Origin of the sequence: Aestuariispira insulae, assembly GCF_003385955.1 — a bacterium.
Lineage (GTDB): Bacteria > Pseudomonadota > Alphaproteobacteria > UBA8366 > Aestuariispiraceae > Aestuariispira > Aestuariispira insulae.
In genome coordinates this window covers 718,833-734,434 of the sequence record NZ_QRDW01000001.1, presented here as the reverse complement: position 1 = coordinate 734,434, position 15,602 = coordinate 718,833, and the positions used below count along the sequence as shown (strand labels likewise).

At 55.7% G+C, this 15,602-nt stretch carries 15 protein-coding genes; 10 read left to right on the top strand and 5 right to left on the bottom strand.

The window, feature by feature from the left end:
- The first annotated feature begins 199 nt into the window (after positions 1-199).
- From DFP90_RS03675 to DFP90_RS03665, 3 genes are read left to right on the top strand one after another with little or no spacing between them, the layout of a single operon-like run.
- Positions 200-1,405, top strand: a complete 1,206-nt coding sequence (locus tag DFP90_RS03675; protein ID WP_115935039.1) for an aminotransferase-like domain-containing protein — start codon at positions 200-202, stop codon at positions 1,403-1,405.
- 59 nt (positions 1,406-1,464) lie between these two features.
- The gene (locus DFP90_RS03670) at positions 1,465-2,145 is read left to right on the top strand and encodes a response regulator (RefSeq protein WP_115935038.1); all 681 of its coding nucleotides are present in this window, start codon (positions 1,465-1,467) and stop codon (positions 2,143-2,145) included.
- A complete protein-coding gene (locus DFP90_RS03665) occupies positions 2,142-3,188 on the top strand; it encodes a sensor histidine kinase (RefSeq protein WP_115935037.1) in 1,047 nt (348 codons plus the stop codon). Before DFP90_RS03670 ends, DFP90_RS03665 begins: the two co-directional genes overlap by 4 nt.
- A 27-nt stretch (positions 3,189-3,215) precedes the next feature.
- Here DFP90_RS03665 and DFP90_RS03660 read toward each other — a convergent pair whose 3' ends face one another.
- Both DFP90_RS03660 and DFP90_RS03655 read right to left on the bottom strand, forming a co-directional pair.
- Entirely contained in the window at positions 3,216-3,764 is a 549-nt protein-coding gene (locus DFP90_RS03660) for a cytochrome b/b6 domain-containing protein (protein ID WP_115935036.1), read from the bottom strand.
- A 21-nt stretch (positions 3,765-3,785) separates the two neighbouring features.
- Positions 3,786-4,097, bottom strand: a complete 312-nt coding sequence (locus DFP90_RS03655; RefSeq protein ID WP_115935035.1) for a PepSY domain-containing protein — start codon at positions 4,095-4,097, stop codon at positions 3,786-3,788.
- Positions 4,098-4,388: 291 nt separating this feature from the next.
- Between DFP90_RS03655 and DFP90_RS03645 the strand changes: the two genes are divergently transcribed.
- Together DFP90_RS03645 and DFP90_RS03640 are read left to right on the top strand one after the other, a co-directional pair.
- Positions 4,389-5,771, top strand: a complete 1,383-nt coding sequence (locus DFP90_RS03645; protein WP_115935033.1) for a class II 3-deoxy-7-phosphoheptulonate synthase — start codon at positions 4,389-4,391, stop codon at positions 5,769-5,771.
- 74 nt (positions 5,772-5,845) lie between these two features.
- Complete coding sequence (locus DFP90_RS03640; protein ID WP_115935032.1) at positions 5,846-6,964, top strand: beta/alpha barrel domain-containing protein; 1,119 nt, start codon at positions 5,846-5,848, stop codon at positions 6,962-6,964.
- 21 nt (positions 6,965-6,985) lie between these two features.
- On the opposite strand, the gene DFP90_RS03635 is transcribed toward DFP90_RS03640, so the two are convergent.
- Positions 6,986-7,819 (bottom strand): hypothetical protein, encoded by an 834-nt coding sequence (locus DFP90_RS03635; RefSeq protein WP_115935031.1) that lies wholly within the window; start codon positions 7,817-7,819, stop codon positions 6,986-6,988.
- A 144-nt stretch (positions 7,820-7,963) separates the two neighbouring features.
- Between DFP90_RS03635 and DFP90_RS03630 the strand changes: the two genes are divergently transcribed.
- Positions 7,964-9,637 (top strand): NAD+ synthase, encoded by a 1,674-nt coding sequence (locus DFP90_RS03630; RefSeq protein ID WP_115935030.1) that lies wholly within the window; start codon positions 7,964-7,966, stop codon positions 9,635-9,637.
- A 28-nt stretch (positions 9,638-9,665) separates the two neighbouring features.
- Entirely contained in the window at positions 9,666-11,003 is a 1,338-nt protein-coding gene (gene gltX / locus DFP90_RS03625) for a glutamate--tRNA ligase (RefSeq protein WP_115935029.1), read from the top strand.
- 2 nt (positions 11,004-11,005) lie between these two features.
- Here the strand turns inward: gltX and DFP90_RS03620 are convergent, their stop codons facing one another.
- On the bottom strand, positions 11,006-11,605 hold the full coding sequence (locus DFP90_RS03620) for a TetR/AcrR family transcriptional regulator (protein WP_115935028.1): 600 nt from the start codon (positions 11,603-11,605) through the stop codon (positions 11,006-11,008).
- Between the two features lie 123 nt (positions 11,606-11,728).
- Between DFP90_RS03620 and DFP90_RS03615 the strand changes: the two genes are divergently transcribed.
- Positions 11,729-12,463, top strand: a complete 735-nt coding sequence (locus DFP90_RS03615) for an SDR family oxidoreductase (RefSeq protein WP_115935027.1) — start codon at positions 11,729-11,731, stop codon at positions 12,461-12,463.
- A 39-nt stretch (positions 12,464-12,502) separates the two neighbouring features.
- On the opposite strand, the gene DFP90_RS03610 is transcribed toward DFP90_RS03615, so the two are convergent.
- On the bottom strand, positions 12,503-13,243 hold the full coding sequence (locus DFP90_RS03610; RefSeq protein WP_181905171.1) for a substrate-binding periplasmic protein: 741 nt from the start codon (positions 13,241-13,243) through the stop codon (positions 12,503-12,505).
- 216 nt (positions 13,244-13,459) lie between these two features.
- On the opposite strand from DFP90_RS03610, the gene DFP90_RS03605 reads away from it, so the two are divergent.
- Positions 13,460-13,789: a hypothetical protein gene (locus DFP90_RS03605; RefSeq protein WP_115935025.1), complete on the top strand. Its 330-nt coding sequence runs from the start codon at positions 13,460-13,462 to the stop codon at positions 13,787-13,789.
- A gap of 430 nt (positions 13,790-14,219) precedes the next feature.
- Positions 14,220-15,593 carry a cysteine--tRNA ligase gene (cysS, locus tag DFP90_RS03600; RefSeq protein WP_115935024.1) on the top strand — a complete coding sequence of 458 codons (1,374 nt, stop codon included), beginning with the start codon at positions 14,220-14,222 and terminating at the stop codon, positions 15,591-15,593.
- Positions 15,594-15,602 lie beyond the last annotated feature (9 nt).

The window sequence follows — 15,602 nt, the reverse complement described above, 5'->3', positions numbered from 1 at the left end:
TCAACAAATTGATTTCAAACGATTAAATCAATGATAAGGGAGCGTTTTTTTGCCGGCAAGATCATTTTGGTTTTGTAATAAATGCAAAAATATGCGCGTCACCACGAAATTTCGGTAAAAATCTGATTGACCCTGACTAAGAAAGCCATCATTCTTGCGGAAATAAAGGTCAATAATGCTGACGTAAATGGAGCGAGTCATGGATTGGGCAAAATCATTTTCAATGGATGCGGCGGCGGTACGTGGTTCTGAAATCCGCGAGCTCTTGAAAGTGCTGGCCGATCCGCAGATCCTCTCCTTTGCTGGCGGCATTCCGGATCCGGCTTTGTTCCCGTTGGAGGAATGCACCGCGATCCAGTCCCGGCTGCAGCAGGATGAAAAGGCCTTCCGTGCGAGTTTCCAATATTCCCAGACCGAGGGTTATACGCCCCTGCGCAGCTGGATTGCCGATCAGGCTGGCGGCGAGGCTTCGGGCATTGGCACAGCCAATACCCTTGTCACCAACGGCGCACAGCAATCCCTGTCGTTGCTGGCCAAAGCATTGATCAATCCGGGCGACAGGCTGTCGGTGGCCAATCCGACCTATCTGGGCGCGCTTCAGGTTTTTGGCAGCCGCCGTCCGGATTATTTGACGGTTGCAACCGATCAGAACGGGTTAATCCCTGAGGCGGTTGAAGAGGCGTTCAAGGCGGGGGCCAAGATCCTCTATACCATACCGGATTTTCAAAATCCGGGCGGCTTCACACTATCCGAGGAACGTCGTCATGAAATTCTGGCGTTGGCTCATGAATATTCTGTCATTGTCATTGAGGATACGGCCTATAGCGCGCTCTATTTCGATGCGCCGCCGCCGCCAAGCCTGTTTCAACTTGAATGTCAGGGCGATTGGGGGGCGGAGGACCGTCTTGTGGTCCAGCTTGGCACTTTTTCCAAGACATTGATGCCGGCTTTGCGGGTAGGCTGGACCCTGGCACCGGTCGCTTTGATTGAGAAGCTGGTGATCCTGAAACAGGCGGATGATCTCCACACCTCGACCATGAATCAGATTGTGGGCCATGAACTGGCCTCCACCATTCTGGCCCAGCATATGAGCGGTTTGCGCCATGCCTATGGTCAGCGGCGCGATGCCATGATGGCGGCTCTTGACCAATGGATGCCGGACACAGTGCGCTATACCAGGCCGGGCGGCGGGATGTTTGTCTGGCTGGAACTGCCGGAAGGATTAAGCGGTGTAGAACTGCTGAAACGCGCGCTGAATGAGGAAAAGCTGGCCTTTGTCCCGGGCGGCGCCTTCCATGCGGATGGCAGCGGCGCCAACACCATCCGGCTCTGTTTCTCCACCTGTAGCGCTGCTCAGATTGATGACGGCATCCGGCGTTTGGCCGGTCTGATCAAAGCGGCGTGAATGTCACCGCGTTTCCTGCTATATCTGAAAAACTTAAGATGAAGAGATATAGCGGGAAAATGCGGCTTTTATTCGTTGAAGATAATCCGGATCTGATGGAACTGGTGCCCAAAGGGCTCTCACGGGAAGGTTTTACCGTTGATCATGTGGCCGGGGTGGAAGACGCCTATGCAGCGCTGGAAACCACCCGTTATGATGCCCTGATCCTGGACCTGGGGCTGCCGGATGGTGAGGGGCTGGACGTGCTGCGCCGGCTGAGAGGGGGCGGCGGGGAAGCCCCGGTTCTGATCCTGACAGCCCGCGACGGCCTGGAAGACCGCCTGACCGGGCTGAATAGCGGTGCAGATGATTATCTGATCAAACCTTTTGCTCTGGAAGAGCTGGTGGCCAGGATTCGTGCGCTGTTGCGCCGGCCGGGCGGGGTTCTGGGTGTTACGTTAAACCTGGCGGCTGTTACTCTGGATACGGTTGCACGGGATGCGTCGGTGAATGGTGTTTCCCTAAAATTGCCGCGCCGGGAATTGGATATCCTGGAAACCCTGATGCGTCGGGCGGGCCAGGTTGTGCCAAAGGCGGTGATAGAAGACCGGCTCTATGGCTTTGATGATGAATTGTCGTCCAATGCGGTGGAGGTGAATATGTCCCGCCTGCGCAAGAATCTGGAAAAGGCGGGCACCGGGATCACGATCCATACCGTGCGCGGTGTTGGTTATTTGGCAACCGGCGGAGAGGGCGCATGACGGATAAAGGGCGGTCGATCACCATTACCCTTCTAAAACGGCTTTCGCTGATCGCGCTGGCGGTGTTGGTGATCATTTCCGCCATCATGCTGCATGAATATCAGGAAATTCTTGATGGTTCCGAAGGGGCGGACCGGATTGCCGATGAATTGATGATCGAATTCATCGAGGAATTTGGCTGGGTCATGGTTGCGACCATAGCGGCCGGTTTCGGCGTGATCATCCTAACCGTGCGCAGCAGCTTGAAGCCACTCATGGCTGTGTCGGAAGAGGCGGAAAAACTGGGGCCGGAAAACATGGATCAGCGCCTGAGCACCAACGGTGTTCCGAGGGAAATCCGGCCGCTGGTTGATCGGGTGAATGAGGCCTTGGACCGGATGGAAGCGGGTTATAAGCAGCAAAAGGCCTTTACTGCGGATGTCGCGCATGAATTGCGTACGCCATTGGCGGTGCTGCGCGCCCGGTTTGAGGCGGATATTGATCCACGCGCGGCTGAACCCTTCATCCATGATCTGGATTCCTTGGACCGGCTGATCGGACAGATGCTCAAAGCCTCGCAGGTGGAAACCCTGATTTTGCATGAGAATGACCAAACTGATCTATCGGCCATTGCGGCACGCGTGGTAACGGATATGGCCGTTCTTGCTATTGCGGAAGGGAAATCTGTGGAATTGATCGGAGCGGAAAATCCGATGATCGTGCCGGGTTTGGAGGAGGCGCTGTACCAGGCGGTCCGCAACTTGGTTGAAAATGCGCTACGGCACAGCCCGGCGGCTGGCGTTGTCTCGGTCATTTTGCGGGAGAATGGCCAACCGGTTATCGAAGTGCAGGACCGTGGCGAAGGGCTTGCAGCGGGGATCGAGGACAAACTGTTCCAGCGCTTTTGGCGCAAGGATCGCATGGGCGGTTCCGGGGCGGGCCTGGGGCTTTCCATCGTCGCCCGGATCATGGAATTGCATGGCGGGCGGGCCAGCGCAAAAAACGCAGCGGAGGGCGGGGCGGTCTTTACCTTGACCTTCCCGCCCTCTCCAGCAGCATCCTAAGTGATCTGCGGGGGTGTCAGATCAATCTCAGGAACTTGCTTTACGCGGATAGGGTTTGCGGCCGGTAACCATGGCCTTGACCAGGTTTTCCCGGTGCCAAAGTCCAGAGACGATCACGCCGCAGACATGGACAGTGATAATGAGCGGCAATGTTTCGGCAAAAGCCTCATGAATGCCTTCAAACAGTCCCTGTCCTGCAAATGAGGGCAGCGCCAGCATGCTGCCGGTGCCAGCCGTCACGGCAAGCCAGCCCAGCAAGAGCAAAACCATCCAGCCTCCGGCTGGGTTATGACCCAGATAGTGACTGTCATGGCCATAAATGAAGCCTTTCAGATAGGCCTTCACTTCCGTCGGGCGGGCCACGAAGTTTTTGAACCGGGCATGATGCGGACCAACAAATCCCCATAAAATCCGGAAGGTCAGCAATCCCAGCACGGAATAACCGGCCAATTGATGCAACTGTCCTTCTTCGTCATTCATCAGGTTGAACAGAACCATGATGACCAGGGTCCAATGGAAGACCCGGATCAGAGGATCCCAGACCTTGATGCCTGGTTCCCCGTTCTGGTTATTCATGTGCCGGGAGCTTCGCATGGTTTAGTCGTCCTCTTTCTGTGCGAGGATCCGACCTGATGCCGGGTCGATGGAAAGCTCCCATTCCTTGCCCTGGGCGTCGCTGACTTCAACTTCCAGGCAATTGTCTTCGCGCTCAATTTCCATGACCTTGTAGCCTTCGCCTTCGAGCATGGCGGCGATTTTTTCGTCGGCTAGGGCCGGGGCATTGGCAGCGCAGGAAATGCTGTCATTCGCGCGGGCGTCCGTAACACTGTAAATGGCGGCCCCGGTGGCCAGGCCGAAAACAGCGGCCATGGCGGAAAGGGTTAGCAGGCTTGTGTGGTTTTTCTTCATTTCTGATCTCCGTCGTCTGAGGGGTACGTTTTGGATGAGACGGAAAATGCGGCATGAAGCTGACGGCAACCTTACGAGATTTTGGAAAGTGGAAAAAAATGCTTCGGCTGCCCAGCCGGGTAGGAAAGGGGCTGAACTGGCGGGGAAATTTGCTATCTTTATGGGTGGAGCATGCGATTTCCGGTGGTCAAGGCTGGAAAAGACCGCTAGAACGCTTGTTCCCGAAATGTGCAGCAAGACGCACTATATGTACATTTGGGACTGAAATTTTGTAATCGTTGGAGAGAGAAAATGGCCGGAGAATGGACGCCGCAGAGTTGGAGGACAAAACAGATCCAGCAGGTGCCCGAGTATCCTGATCAGGCAAAGCTGGAAGCTGTCGAGGATGGGCTTCGTTCCTGTCCGCCGCTGGTATTTGCCGGGGAGGCCCGCCGCCTGAAGCGTGAATTGGGTGCCGTGGCGGAGGGCAATGCCTTCCTGCTGCAGGGCGGCGATTGCGCGGAAAGCTTTGCCGAATTCTCCGCCGACAGCATTCGCGATACCTTTAAGGTGATGCTGCAGATGGCCCTGGTTCTGACCTTTGGCGCATCCTGCCCGGTGGTCAAGGTCGGCCGAATGGCCGGTCAATTCGCCAAGCCGCGCTCTGCCCCCAACGAAGTGATCGACGGTGTGGAACTGCCCAGCTACCGCGGTGATATTATCAACGGTATCGACTTCACTGCTGACGCCCGCATTCCCGATCCGGAACGGATGATGCGCGCCTATAACCAGGCGGCCTCTTCCCTGAATTTGTTGCGTGCCTTTGCCCAGGGCGGCTTTGCCAACCTGCACAAAGTGAACCAGTGGAACCTGGATTTCGTGATCAATAGCCCGCAGGGCGAGCGGTTCCAGGAACTGGCCAAGCGCGTGGATGAAGCCTTGAGCTTCATGGAAGCCTGTGGCGTCAGCGACGAAAATGTCCCGCAATTCCAGGAAACAAACTTCTATACCTCCCATGAGGCACTGTTGCTTTGGTATGAAGAGGCGCTGACCCGCCGCGACAGCCTGACCGGGAAGTTCTATGATTGCTCGTCACATATGCTGTGGATCGGCGACCGGACCCGTCAGCCGGACAGTGCCCATGTTGAATTCCTGCGCGGTGTTGATAACCCGATCGGCATGAAATGCGGGCCGACCATGGACCCGGACGAACTGATCCGCCTGATCGATATGCTCAACCCGACCAACGAAGCCGGTCGACTGACCCTGATAGCGCGCATGGGCCATGATAAGGTGGAAAAACATCTGCCTGCCCTGGTGCGCAAGGTACAGAGCGAAGGCCGCAAGGTCGTCTGGTCCTGTGATCCGATGCATGGCAATACCATCAAGGCGGACAATGGTTTCAAGACCCGCCCGGTTGAGCGGATCCTGACCGAGGTGCGTGGCTTCTTTGATGTGCACCGTGCGGAAGGCAGCCACGCGGGTGGTGTTCATTTTGAGATGACCGGCAAGGACGTGACCGAATGCCTGGGCGGAGCCCAGGAAATCACGGAAAATGATTTGTCCATGCGTTACCACACCCATTGTGATCCGCGTCTCAACGGTGCCCAGGCGCTCGAACTGGCCTTCCTGCTGGCAGAAGAGCTGAAAGCGGCGCGTGAAGGCGGAGTCTCTGAACTGGCGGCGGCTTCCTGATCGGGAAGCCGTCTCCAATCCACCGGGTTCCGGCCCGATAAGACAATAACGATCTAGCGGTTCATGAGGGGAAAATGGCTGCGACGCCGGATATTCCAAACTGGACGGATGCCTATTTCAGGCGCACCCGTGAAATTATCGGTCGTTTTGGCGACAAGCCAGTAACCTATGCCATCTTCATGCGCAGGCCGGTGATTTCCGCGCCGCGCCTGGCCCTGGAATGGCTGGATCGGGTGGCAAAGGAACGTGGGTTCGACTATGAGGTTGATCTGCGTTTTGACGAAGGCCGTTGGGTCGGGGCCGGTGAGCCGCTGATGTATCTGACCGGGTCTTTCTTTAACTTGGTGGAATTGGAAACCCTGTTCCTGCAGCGGATCGGGCCTGCCTGTGTTGCGGCCTATAACGCCTTTTCCATGTGTATGGAATTGCGTGAGACTGCTTTCCTGGCCATGGATGCCAGACATTGTGCCGGGCTGGAAATGGCAGAAATTATGGCCTATGCGGCTTCCGTCGGCTCGGAACGGGCCCAGCGCAAAGGGGGCGCTGTTGGCTTTATCGGTAATGCGACAGATGCAACAGCACAATATTTTGGCCAGCCACGCGGTCTAGGCACCATGCCACATGCCCTGATCGGCTATGCCGGTTCCACCGTGCGCGCCGCCGAGATGTATCACGAAACCTTCCCGGACGAACCGGTAACGGTCCTGGTCGACTATTTTGGTCAGGAAATCACCGATGCCTTGGCCGTTTGTGACCGTTTCCCGGAACTGGCCGAAGATGGCAAGCTGGCTATGCGGCTTGATACTTTGGGCGGGCGTTTCTGCGAGGGGCTGGACCCTGCGGCAAGCTATGCGGTGCTGGAACGGCATTGCCCGGATGCGATCCGCGGCTATCGCACCGAGAGTGAGCTAAACTACCTGATCGGGCCTGGCGTTTCTTCCGCCGCGATCTGGCATATGCGGGAAAATTTGGACCGGGCCGGTTTCAAAAAGGTTCGCATCGTCGCCAGCAGTGGCTTCAGCCCGAATAAGTGCCGCACCATGGCCTTGGCCAAGACCCCGGTTAATGTGGTCGGTACGGGCAGCTATCTGCCGGAAAAATGGTCGGAAACCTATGCGACGGCCGATATCATCGAATATGGTGGCAAGCAATCCGTGAAAGTGGGGCGTGAGTTCCTGCTGCGAAAAAGCTGAGCTAAGATTATTGAGGGGCGGTCAAAGAACCGCCCCCATATCATCCAGCAGGGCCTTTTCGACATCCTCAAGCGCGGTCAGGCGTTGGTCTCCATAGCGCATACGCAGGCCTGCCAGCGCATCCTTGTCTTTGAGCATGTGAAAGAGGTCTGCATAGAGCGCATTGACCAGGATATGAAATTCCTCATTCCCAAAGCTCCATTCCATCTCGCCGGCGGTGGTGGCGGGTGGCATGTTGCGCAGAAAGATATCAATCATCCAGACACGCCTTTTCGGCACATCGCGGAAATATTGCGCGATATAGACGATGATATCCTGGGCCAAGATATTGGCGTTGGGATCATTGTAAACCAGTTCCCAATCAAAATTGTTACCGGCCTTGTTTTGGATTTGATCCACAATCTCCCGGCAACGGCTTTCGTAATCTTGCAGCAATTCCTTGCCGATCATCTGGGAAAGGGCCGCTAGAAAAGCCGGGATCACCCGTCGTGACAGGTTCTGGCCGGAGACCGCGTTCGATCCGCGCGGTGCCAGATAGGGCTCAAAATGATGAATGATCAGTCGTTCCAGCGGATAGCGCCGTTCGTCCCGCCATTGGGCTTCTTCTGCCGCCCGGACCATCTCTTCCCAACCATCATTGATCAGTTGAAGCAATTCAGGATCGTTGAGTGATTGCAGGTCCGTGATCACTTCGCCAAAGTCCTGCTGGGTCAACTCTCCGCTGTCTCGGGCGGCTCTCGAGGCCACACGGTCTTCCACCAGATCCAGGATCCGCGCGGTCAGTTGGGCCAGTTTGGATGGGCCATAGGGCAGGGCGTTATCGTTGGGTGGGGCGGTGTCTTCGGTATCTGACAAGTGTTGGCTTCCCTTCTTGCATGGTAAACAACCGGGCGCAGGACTTGATTTGTCGCCTGATTAAGGATAGTCCGGCAATTGCTGAAATGCCAAGCTGAACATTGGTATGATGAAAATCAGGTTTCACAACATGGATGCCTTTAAATGACCGACAGGTTGACCATCGCCCTTGCCCAGACAAACCCGACCGTAGGTGATCTTGAAGGCAATTTCGCCCTGATCCGGGATGTGCATGCGCGCGCGGCGAAGGCGGGGGCCGACCTGGTTTTGTTCAGCGAAATGGTTGTGGCCGGCTACCCTCCGGAAGATCTGGTCAAGAAACCATTTTTCCTGGATAAGGTTGAAGCTGTTGTGCATCGCCTGGCGGAATTGACCTACAAAAATGACACAGCGATGATTGTCGGTGCGCCCTGGCGGGTTGAGGGCAAGCTCTTTAACGCGGCGCTGTTGCTCGATGGCGGTGAGATAGCGGCGGTGCGGGCCAAGCATGAGCTGCCTAATTATGGGGTGTTTGATGAAAAACGCCTGTTTGATGCGGGTGATTTGACCGGCCCGGTGGTGTTCCGTGGTGTGGCGCTGGGCCTGATGATTTGTGAAGATATGTGGTATCCGGACGTGACCGAATGCCAGCAGGAATGCGGCGCGGACATCCTGCTGGTGTCCAACGGCTCGCCCTTTGACCGACGCAATGTGGAAAGCCGGATGCAATCGGCAGTCGCAAGGGTAACGGAATCCGGCCTGCCGATGGTGTATGTTAATCAGGTCGGCGGTCAGGATGAGTTGGTCTTTGACGGCGCGTCTTTTGTCTTGAACGCAGATAGGGGGCTGGTGCTGCAGTTGCCGTCCTTCGAAGCGGGCTTTGCCATCAGCGATTGGCAGCGCGGGGCCGAAGGTTGGCAGGCCGCTGCAGGCGAGATGATCAAACCGCCGGAGGACATGGAGACTATATATCGGGCGATGGTGGTGGGCCTGCGTGATTATGTGACCAAGAATGGTTTCCCAGGTGTGGTTCTGGGCATGAGCGGTGGCATTGATTCCGCCCTGTCGGCAGCGGTTGCGGTGGATGCGTTGGGTGCGGACAAGGTGCATTGTGTAATGATGCCGTCGCCCTATACCAGCCATGAGAGCCTGGAAGATGCGGCGGAAGCGGTGAAACTGCTGGGTTGCCGTCTGGATGAGATCAATATCGGTCCGGCGATGACAGCCTTTGATGAAATGCTGAAGCCGCTGTTCGGCGACCGGAACGCGGATATCACGGAAGAAAATATCCAGTCTCGTGCGCGTGGCCTGACCTTGATGGCTATCTCCAACAAATTTGGCAAGATGGTGCTGACCACCGGCAACAAGTCTGAGATGTCAGTCGGCTATGCCACACTCTATGGTGACATGTGCGGCGGTTATTCGGTTTTGAAGGATATCTACAAGATGGATGTCTTCCGTCTGTGCCGCTGGCGCAATGAGGGCAAGCCGCAGGCCTGGGCGGAAATTCTCAAAGGGCCCGACGGGCCGGTCATGCCGGAACGGATCATCACCAAGCCGCCATCGGCGGAATTGAGGCCCGACCAGAAGGATGAGGATAGCCTGCCGCCCTATGAGGTGCTGGACGATATCCTGGAATGCCTGATCGAGCATGAGATGGGTGTTGGCGAGATTACCGCCCGGGGGCATGCGCCGGAAACCGTTCAACGGGTCTGGAAACTGCTGGACCTAGCGGAATATAAACGCCGCCAGGCCCCGCCGGGTGTTAAGGTGACCAGCCGGGCCTTTGGCAAGGACCGGCGTTATCCGATCACCAATGCCTTTCGAAAAATCATTTGATTAACATATTAGAAAACAGGTTTTTTCCATGTCTGTGAAAGTTCGTTTCGCCCCCAGCCCCACCGGTGAGATGCATGTTGGCAATGCCCGCGTCGCCATCATGAACTGGCTGTTTGCCCGGCATTCCGGCGGGCAGTTCCTGCTGCGTATGGATGATACGGATGAAGCCCGCAGCACCAAGGCCTATGAAGAAGGGATCATGGCTGATCTGGAATGGCTTGGCATGGATCATGATGAATTCGCCCGCCAATCCGACCGCTATGGCCGCTATGACGCCGGCGTTGAAAAATTGAAGGCCGATGGCCGGCTGTATGCCTGTTATGAAACCCCGGAGGAACTGGAGCTGAAACGCAAGATCCAGTTGGGTAAAGGGCAGGCACCGGTATACGACCGGGCCGGTTTTACGCTGGGTGACGAGGAACGGGCCAAGCTGGAAGCGGAGGGTCGCAAACCTCACTGGCGTTTCAAGCTGAATGATGTCGCCGTGGAATGGGATGATCTGGGCCGGGGATCGGTGCATTTTGAACCTGGCCACCTCTCTGATCCGGTGCTGATTCGCGAGGATGGTCGTCCGCTCTATACGCTTTCCTCTGTGATTGATGATGGTGAACTTGGCATCACTCATGTTATCCGGGGGGAAGACCATGTGGCCAATACAGCCGTCCAAGTGCAGTTGTTCGAGGCGCTGGGTTTTGCCGTGCCGGCCTTTGCCCACACCCCGCTGATGATGGGGGCGGATGGCAAGGGACTGTCAAAACGGCTGGGCAGTTTGTCTTTGCGTGAAATGCGTGAGGCGGGCACGGAACCGCGCGCGGTCATGGCCTATCTGGCGAAGCTGGGCACACCGCATGCCCCCGATGGCTCGGAAACGTCGGCTGATCTGGCGCGCGATTTTGATATCGGCGCTTTTGGCCGGTCCAGCCCGCGCTATGAGCCGACCGAACTGGCTGCTCTGAATGCCAAGGTCTTGCATCATCTGCCGCTGGACGAGGTGCAGAGCCGCCTTGGCCGACTGGGGCTGGGCACGGTCAGTGAAGAATTTTGGCTCGCGATCCGTGGCAATATCGAAGTGATTAGTGATGCCCTCTATTGGCATGATGTCTGTTTTGGCGATATTGCGCCGGTGGCTGATGGTGAAGACCGGCCTTTCTTGAACGATGCAGCGGATCTGCTGCCGGAAGGGGATTGGCCGCAGGATGTCTACAAGGACTGGATCTCAAAAGTGAAAGAGGCGTCAGGCCGCAAAGGCAAGCAACTATTCCTGCCGATCCGCAAGGCGCTCACCGGGCGGGATAACGGGCCGGAATTGAAAGACCTGCTGCCCTTGATGGGGCGTGAGAGGGCAACTGAGCGTTTGAAGGGTTAAACTCAGCCTCTTTCAGGCAGAACGGATAGGGCGGTGTTGACGAAATTCTGCAATACCGCCCGGTCGGTCCCCGCCCGACCCATGACCGCAAGTGCAAGAACCTGTCCGGAAAAATAGTCGGCCAGGCTGTCAATCTCCGCATCTTGGGATAGCTCCCCCTTGGTCTTTGCCAGTGACAGTCGCTGGTGAAACGCATCCCTGCGTCGGCCATCCAGATCCTTGCCGAGATTGCCCAGGCTTTCAGGTAAATGACTATTCTCCACCAGGGAATTGGCGACAAAACACCCACAGGGATAATCTCCGCCGGTGACTGCATCGGCGACGGTTTCGAGGATTGACCGGATCGCGGCTCTGTAATCTCCCGGATGATTGCAAAAATCATCCAATAAGGGTTTTCCGAGCGCATTGAAATAATGATCCAGCGCTTTTGCATAGAGCGCTTCCTTGTCACCGAAATTGGCATACAGACCCGGCTTGGCCATACCTGTCGCCTCGGTCAGGTCACTCATGGATGTGCCGTCAAACCCCTTTTCCCAGAAAAGGGTCATCGCGGCTTCCAGGGCTTCTTCGGGATCCGTTTTTCTTGGTCTGCCACGGGGCATGGGGGTTCTTTCCAAATTAAATTACCGATCAGTATTTTATTCTCTTGCATTCTTTCCGCAAGCAGATAATTTAATACCAATCGGTATTTAAATATTGAACTGCTTTCCAGGAAAGGAAGAAAGATGGCGAAGATTGAAAATCAAGTGGCCTTGGTGACGGGTGCCAACCGCGGGCTTGGCAAGGCATTTGTTGAAACCCTGCTGGAAATGGGCGTTAAAAAGGTTTACGCGGCAGCCCGGTCGATTGAGACACTCCAGGCGGATTTCCAGGATGATCGGGTCGTGCCGGTGCGCCTGGATGTCACGGACCATGTGGCAATTAATGCGCTTGCGGCTGATTTGAAGGATGTCTCCTTGCTGATCAATAACGCGGGCATTGCGGGTTTCTCCGGCTTCCTGAAGCCGGAGGATATCAAGGTTGCGCGTGATGAAATGGAGGTTAACTATTTTGCCCCGCTGATGATGATCCGTGCATTTGCGTCGGCGCTTCGGGAAAATGGCGGAGGGGGCATCATCAATATTGCTTCCATTGCCTCCTATTTCAATTTTCCGGCCCTGGGCAGTTATAGCGCTTCGAAAGCGGCGACACATTTCCTGACCCAAGGAGCGCGGTCGGAGTTGGAGAAACAGGGAACCCACGTGGTGGGCGTTTATCCTGGACCGATAGAGACGGACATGACCGCAGCGGTGGATATGGAAAAAACAGCGCCGGCGGTGGTGGCCCGTCGTGTTTTGGAAGGTTTCCTGGCCGGAGAAGAGGATACTTTCCCGGATCAGGCCTCGCAGGAAATGTATGCCGGTTTCAGGGCGGATCCCAAAGCTATGGAAAAACAGATGTCCGAAGCGATGCCTGCCTGATAAAAAGGGGCGGGTAAAACCGCCCCTCTCTCCCAATCGTCAGCGATATTGGGCAACGATCTGATCGATAGCGCCGCTTTTCTCCATCTCTGTCAGCAACCGTTCGAACCGAACCTTTTCATCAAGGAAGGCGGATTGCCGCGACAGGGCGATATAGGAGATTTTACCAGGGGCGTGATAGCTGGCTTTTTTTAACGGAAAACCCAGCTCCCGCATCAGGTAATCGCCCTGCTGTTCGGGAATGATGCTGGTCCGATCTTTATGGCGGCGCAGACTGCGCAGGGCGACCGCATAATCATTGACGGCGATTTTTTTCATCGCCTGGTCTTGATCAAACGGGTCGAAATAGCGCGCGCCCCGCAGGACATAAACGGAGAAGCCGGACAATCCATCATAGGATTTGATATCCGGCGCATCGGGATGCAGGTAAAAAGCCTTGGTTTCCCTCGGCAGTTCTGCATCCAGATAGATCATATAGGCTTCGCGTTCGGGGGTGCGGTTCGGTCCCAGCATGATATCGGCCGTGCCCGCTTCCATCATGCTGAGCGCCCGTTTGAACGGGACTTCCTTATAGGTAATGGTGATCTTGGCCCGTTTGGCCACTTCACGGAAGATATCGATGTAAATACCGGAATAGGCCGGTTTTGATGTGTATCCGCTGATAATGCGATAGGGAGGCGCGTGATTTACCGCAACGATCAGGGTATCTGCCTTGGCAGATATTCCTGCGAGGAGGAACAGGAAACAGCAACCGGTTAATTTGAGCAACTGACTGAACATGATCATCCCATCAGCAATAGCGGTTTGATTTGATTATACGATACCCAGGTTAATAAGCGATAAAATACTGTGTCTTTTGTTTTGGACATATGCCGGATGATGGGGTGATCCGGTGAAGGGCAGAGGGCGTAAAAGAGAAGGGTGATGGGAAGCGCAACCAGATTTTGCGATGGAACGGGAAACGACTATTAACCTTGCAGCACATAGGAGCCATCCATGGAACAGAGACCATTCGCCCGTTTGAAAAACGCCCTGTCCCCAATCAATGCATCAACGGCCAATGATAACGATGATCCCGATGGTACCCGTTTGCAACGGGTCACTACAAACCTGGAACAGGCCCAGCGGCAGTTGCAAAAGAATCTTGCCGACTATCGGGCGACGCTGAAGGACTTGAAAAAAGCGATGGCGGGACTGGGGGCTGGTGTCACGGTTTATCAGGAAAAACTGGTTTCTCTGAAACAGGGCATTGACGGGTTCGGGGGGCGGTCACGCCATCTGGCGCGTGCGATGGAGGATGCGCTCCAATCCTGTCCGAAGGGCTGAAAATGGTGTGCGGTGGGTAAGAAAATGACCCATTTCTCAAAAGGTTAAGAAGATTCTGACATATTTCTGCAAAGGACTGTTGTAAGCCCAGTTGGGCACGGCTATAGTCCTCGCAACAGCAACAAAGTAACGGGGACTATAATGCAGGTATTTTCTCAACTGATCGAAGTTGCACCCTTCCTTGGTGCTGCGATTGTGTTGGCTGCATTGGCTATCCAGACCATGTCTGCAAATATGCAGGCAAAACCCGTGAAAATTAGACGCGACTGTTGTCGCCGGTCCAGATAACGGGACCCGTCAACAGTCGTATCCGGCCATTGACGCCGTCCAGGTCCCGTAAAATCCGTCATTTGCTTGAATAAGCAGCTCTCTTTGGGCTAAACACGCCTGAGATTTGAGTAAGCTGTGCTGACACCGGACCTGAGAGACCATGTCTTTGAAAATTTATGATACCGCGCGCCGTGAAAAGGTGGCGTTTGAACCCATCGATGCTAACGATGTGCGTCTGTATGTCTGCGGACCGACGGTCTATGACTATATCCATATCGGCAATGCACGCCCGCTGGTGGTGTTCGATGTCCTCTATCGCCTGCTGAAGGCCAGCTATCCGTCGGTCAAATATGTCCGCAACATCACGGATGTGGATGACAAGATCAACGCGCGCGCCAGAGAGAATGGCGAAAGCATCCGCGATCTGACCGAACGCACCAATGATCAGTTCCAAAGCGATGCCAAGGCGATTGGTTGCCTTGAGCCGGATGTCCAGCCCAGGGCGACAGAGCATATCCAAGAAATGCAGGATATCATTGCTCGCCTGATCGCGCGCGGCCACGCCTATGCGGCGGAAGGCCATGTCCTGTTCGACACCAAATCCTGGGATGATTACGGCAAATTTGCCAATAAGGATCTGGAAGAATTGGAAGCGGGCGCGCGTGTCGAGGTTGCCCCTTACAAAAAGAACGCTGCCGACTTTGTGCTGTGGAAACCCTCAGATGACGATACCCCCGGCTGGGATAGCCCCTGGGGCCGTGGCCGTCCGGGTTGGCATATCGAATGCTCGGCCATGTCTGCCAAGCATCTGGGTGAGAGTTTCGACATTCATGGCGGCGGGCTCGATCTGATTTTCCCGCATCACCAGAATGAGGTGGCGCAATCCTGCTGTGGGAATGAGGCCGATCGCGGTTTTGCCAAATACTGGATGCATAACGGCTATCTGATGTCGGAAGGCGAGAAAATGTCCAAGTCGCTTGGCAATTTCTACACCGTCCATGAATTGCTGGAAGATTTCCCTGGCGAAGCATTGCGGTTGGTTATCCTGCAGACCCATTACCGCCAGCCGCTGGATTTCTCCAAGGACAAACTGCGCGAGGCCAAAGCCATGCTGGACCGCATGTATGGCGCGCTTCGTGAGGTGGCGGATGTGGAAGCGGTCATAACCGACAGTGATCCGGTGCTGGATGCCCTGACGGATGATGTGAATACCGCCAAAGCCATGGCGGCCTTGCATGAGGCTGTCGGTGATCTGAATAAAGCAGCAACAGATGCCGATAAAGCGGCGGCAAAAGGTCGGGTCGAACTGGCCGGACGTTTGCTGGGGATCCTGCAACAGGATCCGGAAGCCTGGTTCAAGGGCGATGCCGGGGATGATGATGCGGGCGAGATCGAGGCTTTGATTCAAAAACGGGCTGACGCGAAGGCGGCAAAAGATTTTGCCACCGCCGATGCGGTGCGCGATGAATTGACCGCCCGTGGTATCGTGCTGGAAGACAAGCCCGGCGGCAAAACCGAATGGCGCCGTAGTTAAGGGAGGGCT

What these genes read in the sequence shown, in the direction of transcription:
- DFP90_RS03675 (WP_115935039.1), top strand. Translation starts at nt 200, where the DNA reads ATGGATTGGGCAAAATCATTTTCAATGGATGCGGCGGCGGTACGTGGT.
- DFP90_RS03670 (WP_115935038.1), top strand. Translation starts at nt 1,465, where the DNA reads ATGCGGCTTTTATTCGTTGAAGATAATCCGGATCTGATGGAACTGGTG.
- DFP90_RS03665 (WP_115935037.1), top strand. Translation starts at nt 2,142, where the DNA reads ATGACGGATAAAGGGCGGTCGATCACCATTACCCTTCTAAAACGGCTT.
- DFP90_RS03660 (WP_115935036.1), bottom strand. Translation starts at nt 3,764, where the DNA reads ATGAATAACCAGAACGGGGAACCAGGCATCAAGGTCTGGGATCCTCTG.
- DFP90_RS03655 (WP_115935035.1), bottom strand. Translation starts at nt 4,097, where the DNA reads ATGAAGAAAAACCACACAAGCCTGCTAACCCTTTCCGCCATGGCCGCT.
- DFP90_RS03645 (WP_115935033.1), top strand. Translation starts at nt 4,389, where the DNA reads ATGGCCGGAGAATGGACGCCGCAGAGTTGGAGGACAAAACAGATCCAG.
- DFP90_RS03640 (WP_115935032.1), top strand. Translation starts at nt 5,846, where the DNA reads ATGGCTGCGACGCCGGATATTCCAAACTGGACGGATGCCTATTTCAGG.
- DFP90_RS03630 (WP_115935030.1), top strand. Translation starts at nt 7,964, where the DNA reads ATGACCGACAGGTTGACCATCGCCCTTGCCCAGACAAACCCGACCGTA.
- gltX (WP_115935029.1), top strand. Translation starts at nt 9,666, where the DNA reads ATGTCTGTGAAAGTTCGTTTCGCCCCCAGCCCCACCGGTGAGATGCAT.
- DFP90_RS03620 (WP_115935028.1), bottom strand. Translation starts at nt 11,605, where the DNA reads ATGCCCCGTGGCAGACCAAGAAAAACGGATCCCGAAGAAGCCCTGGAA.
- DFP90_RS03615 (WP_115935027.1), top strand. Translation starts at nt 11,729, where the DNA reads ATGGCGAAGATTGAAAATCAAGTGGCCTTGGTGACGGGTGCCAACCGC.
- DFP90_RS03610 (WP_181905171.1), bottom strand. Translation starts at nt 13,243, where the DNA reads ATGTTCAGTCAGTTGCTCAAATTAACCGGTTGCTGTTTCCTGTTCCTC.
- DFP90_RS03605 (WP_115935025.1), top strand. Translation starts at nt 13,460, where the DNA reads ATGGAACAGAGACCATTCGCCCGTTTGAAAAACGCCCTGTCCCCAATC.
- cysS (WP_115935024.1), top strand. Translation starts at nt 14,220, where the DNA reads ATGTCTTTGAAAATTTATGATACCGCGCGCCGTGAAAAGGTGGCGTTT.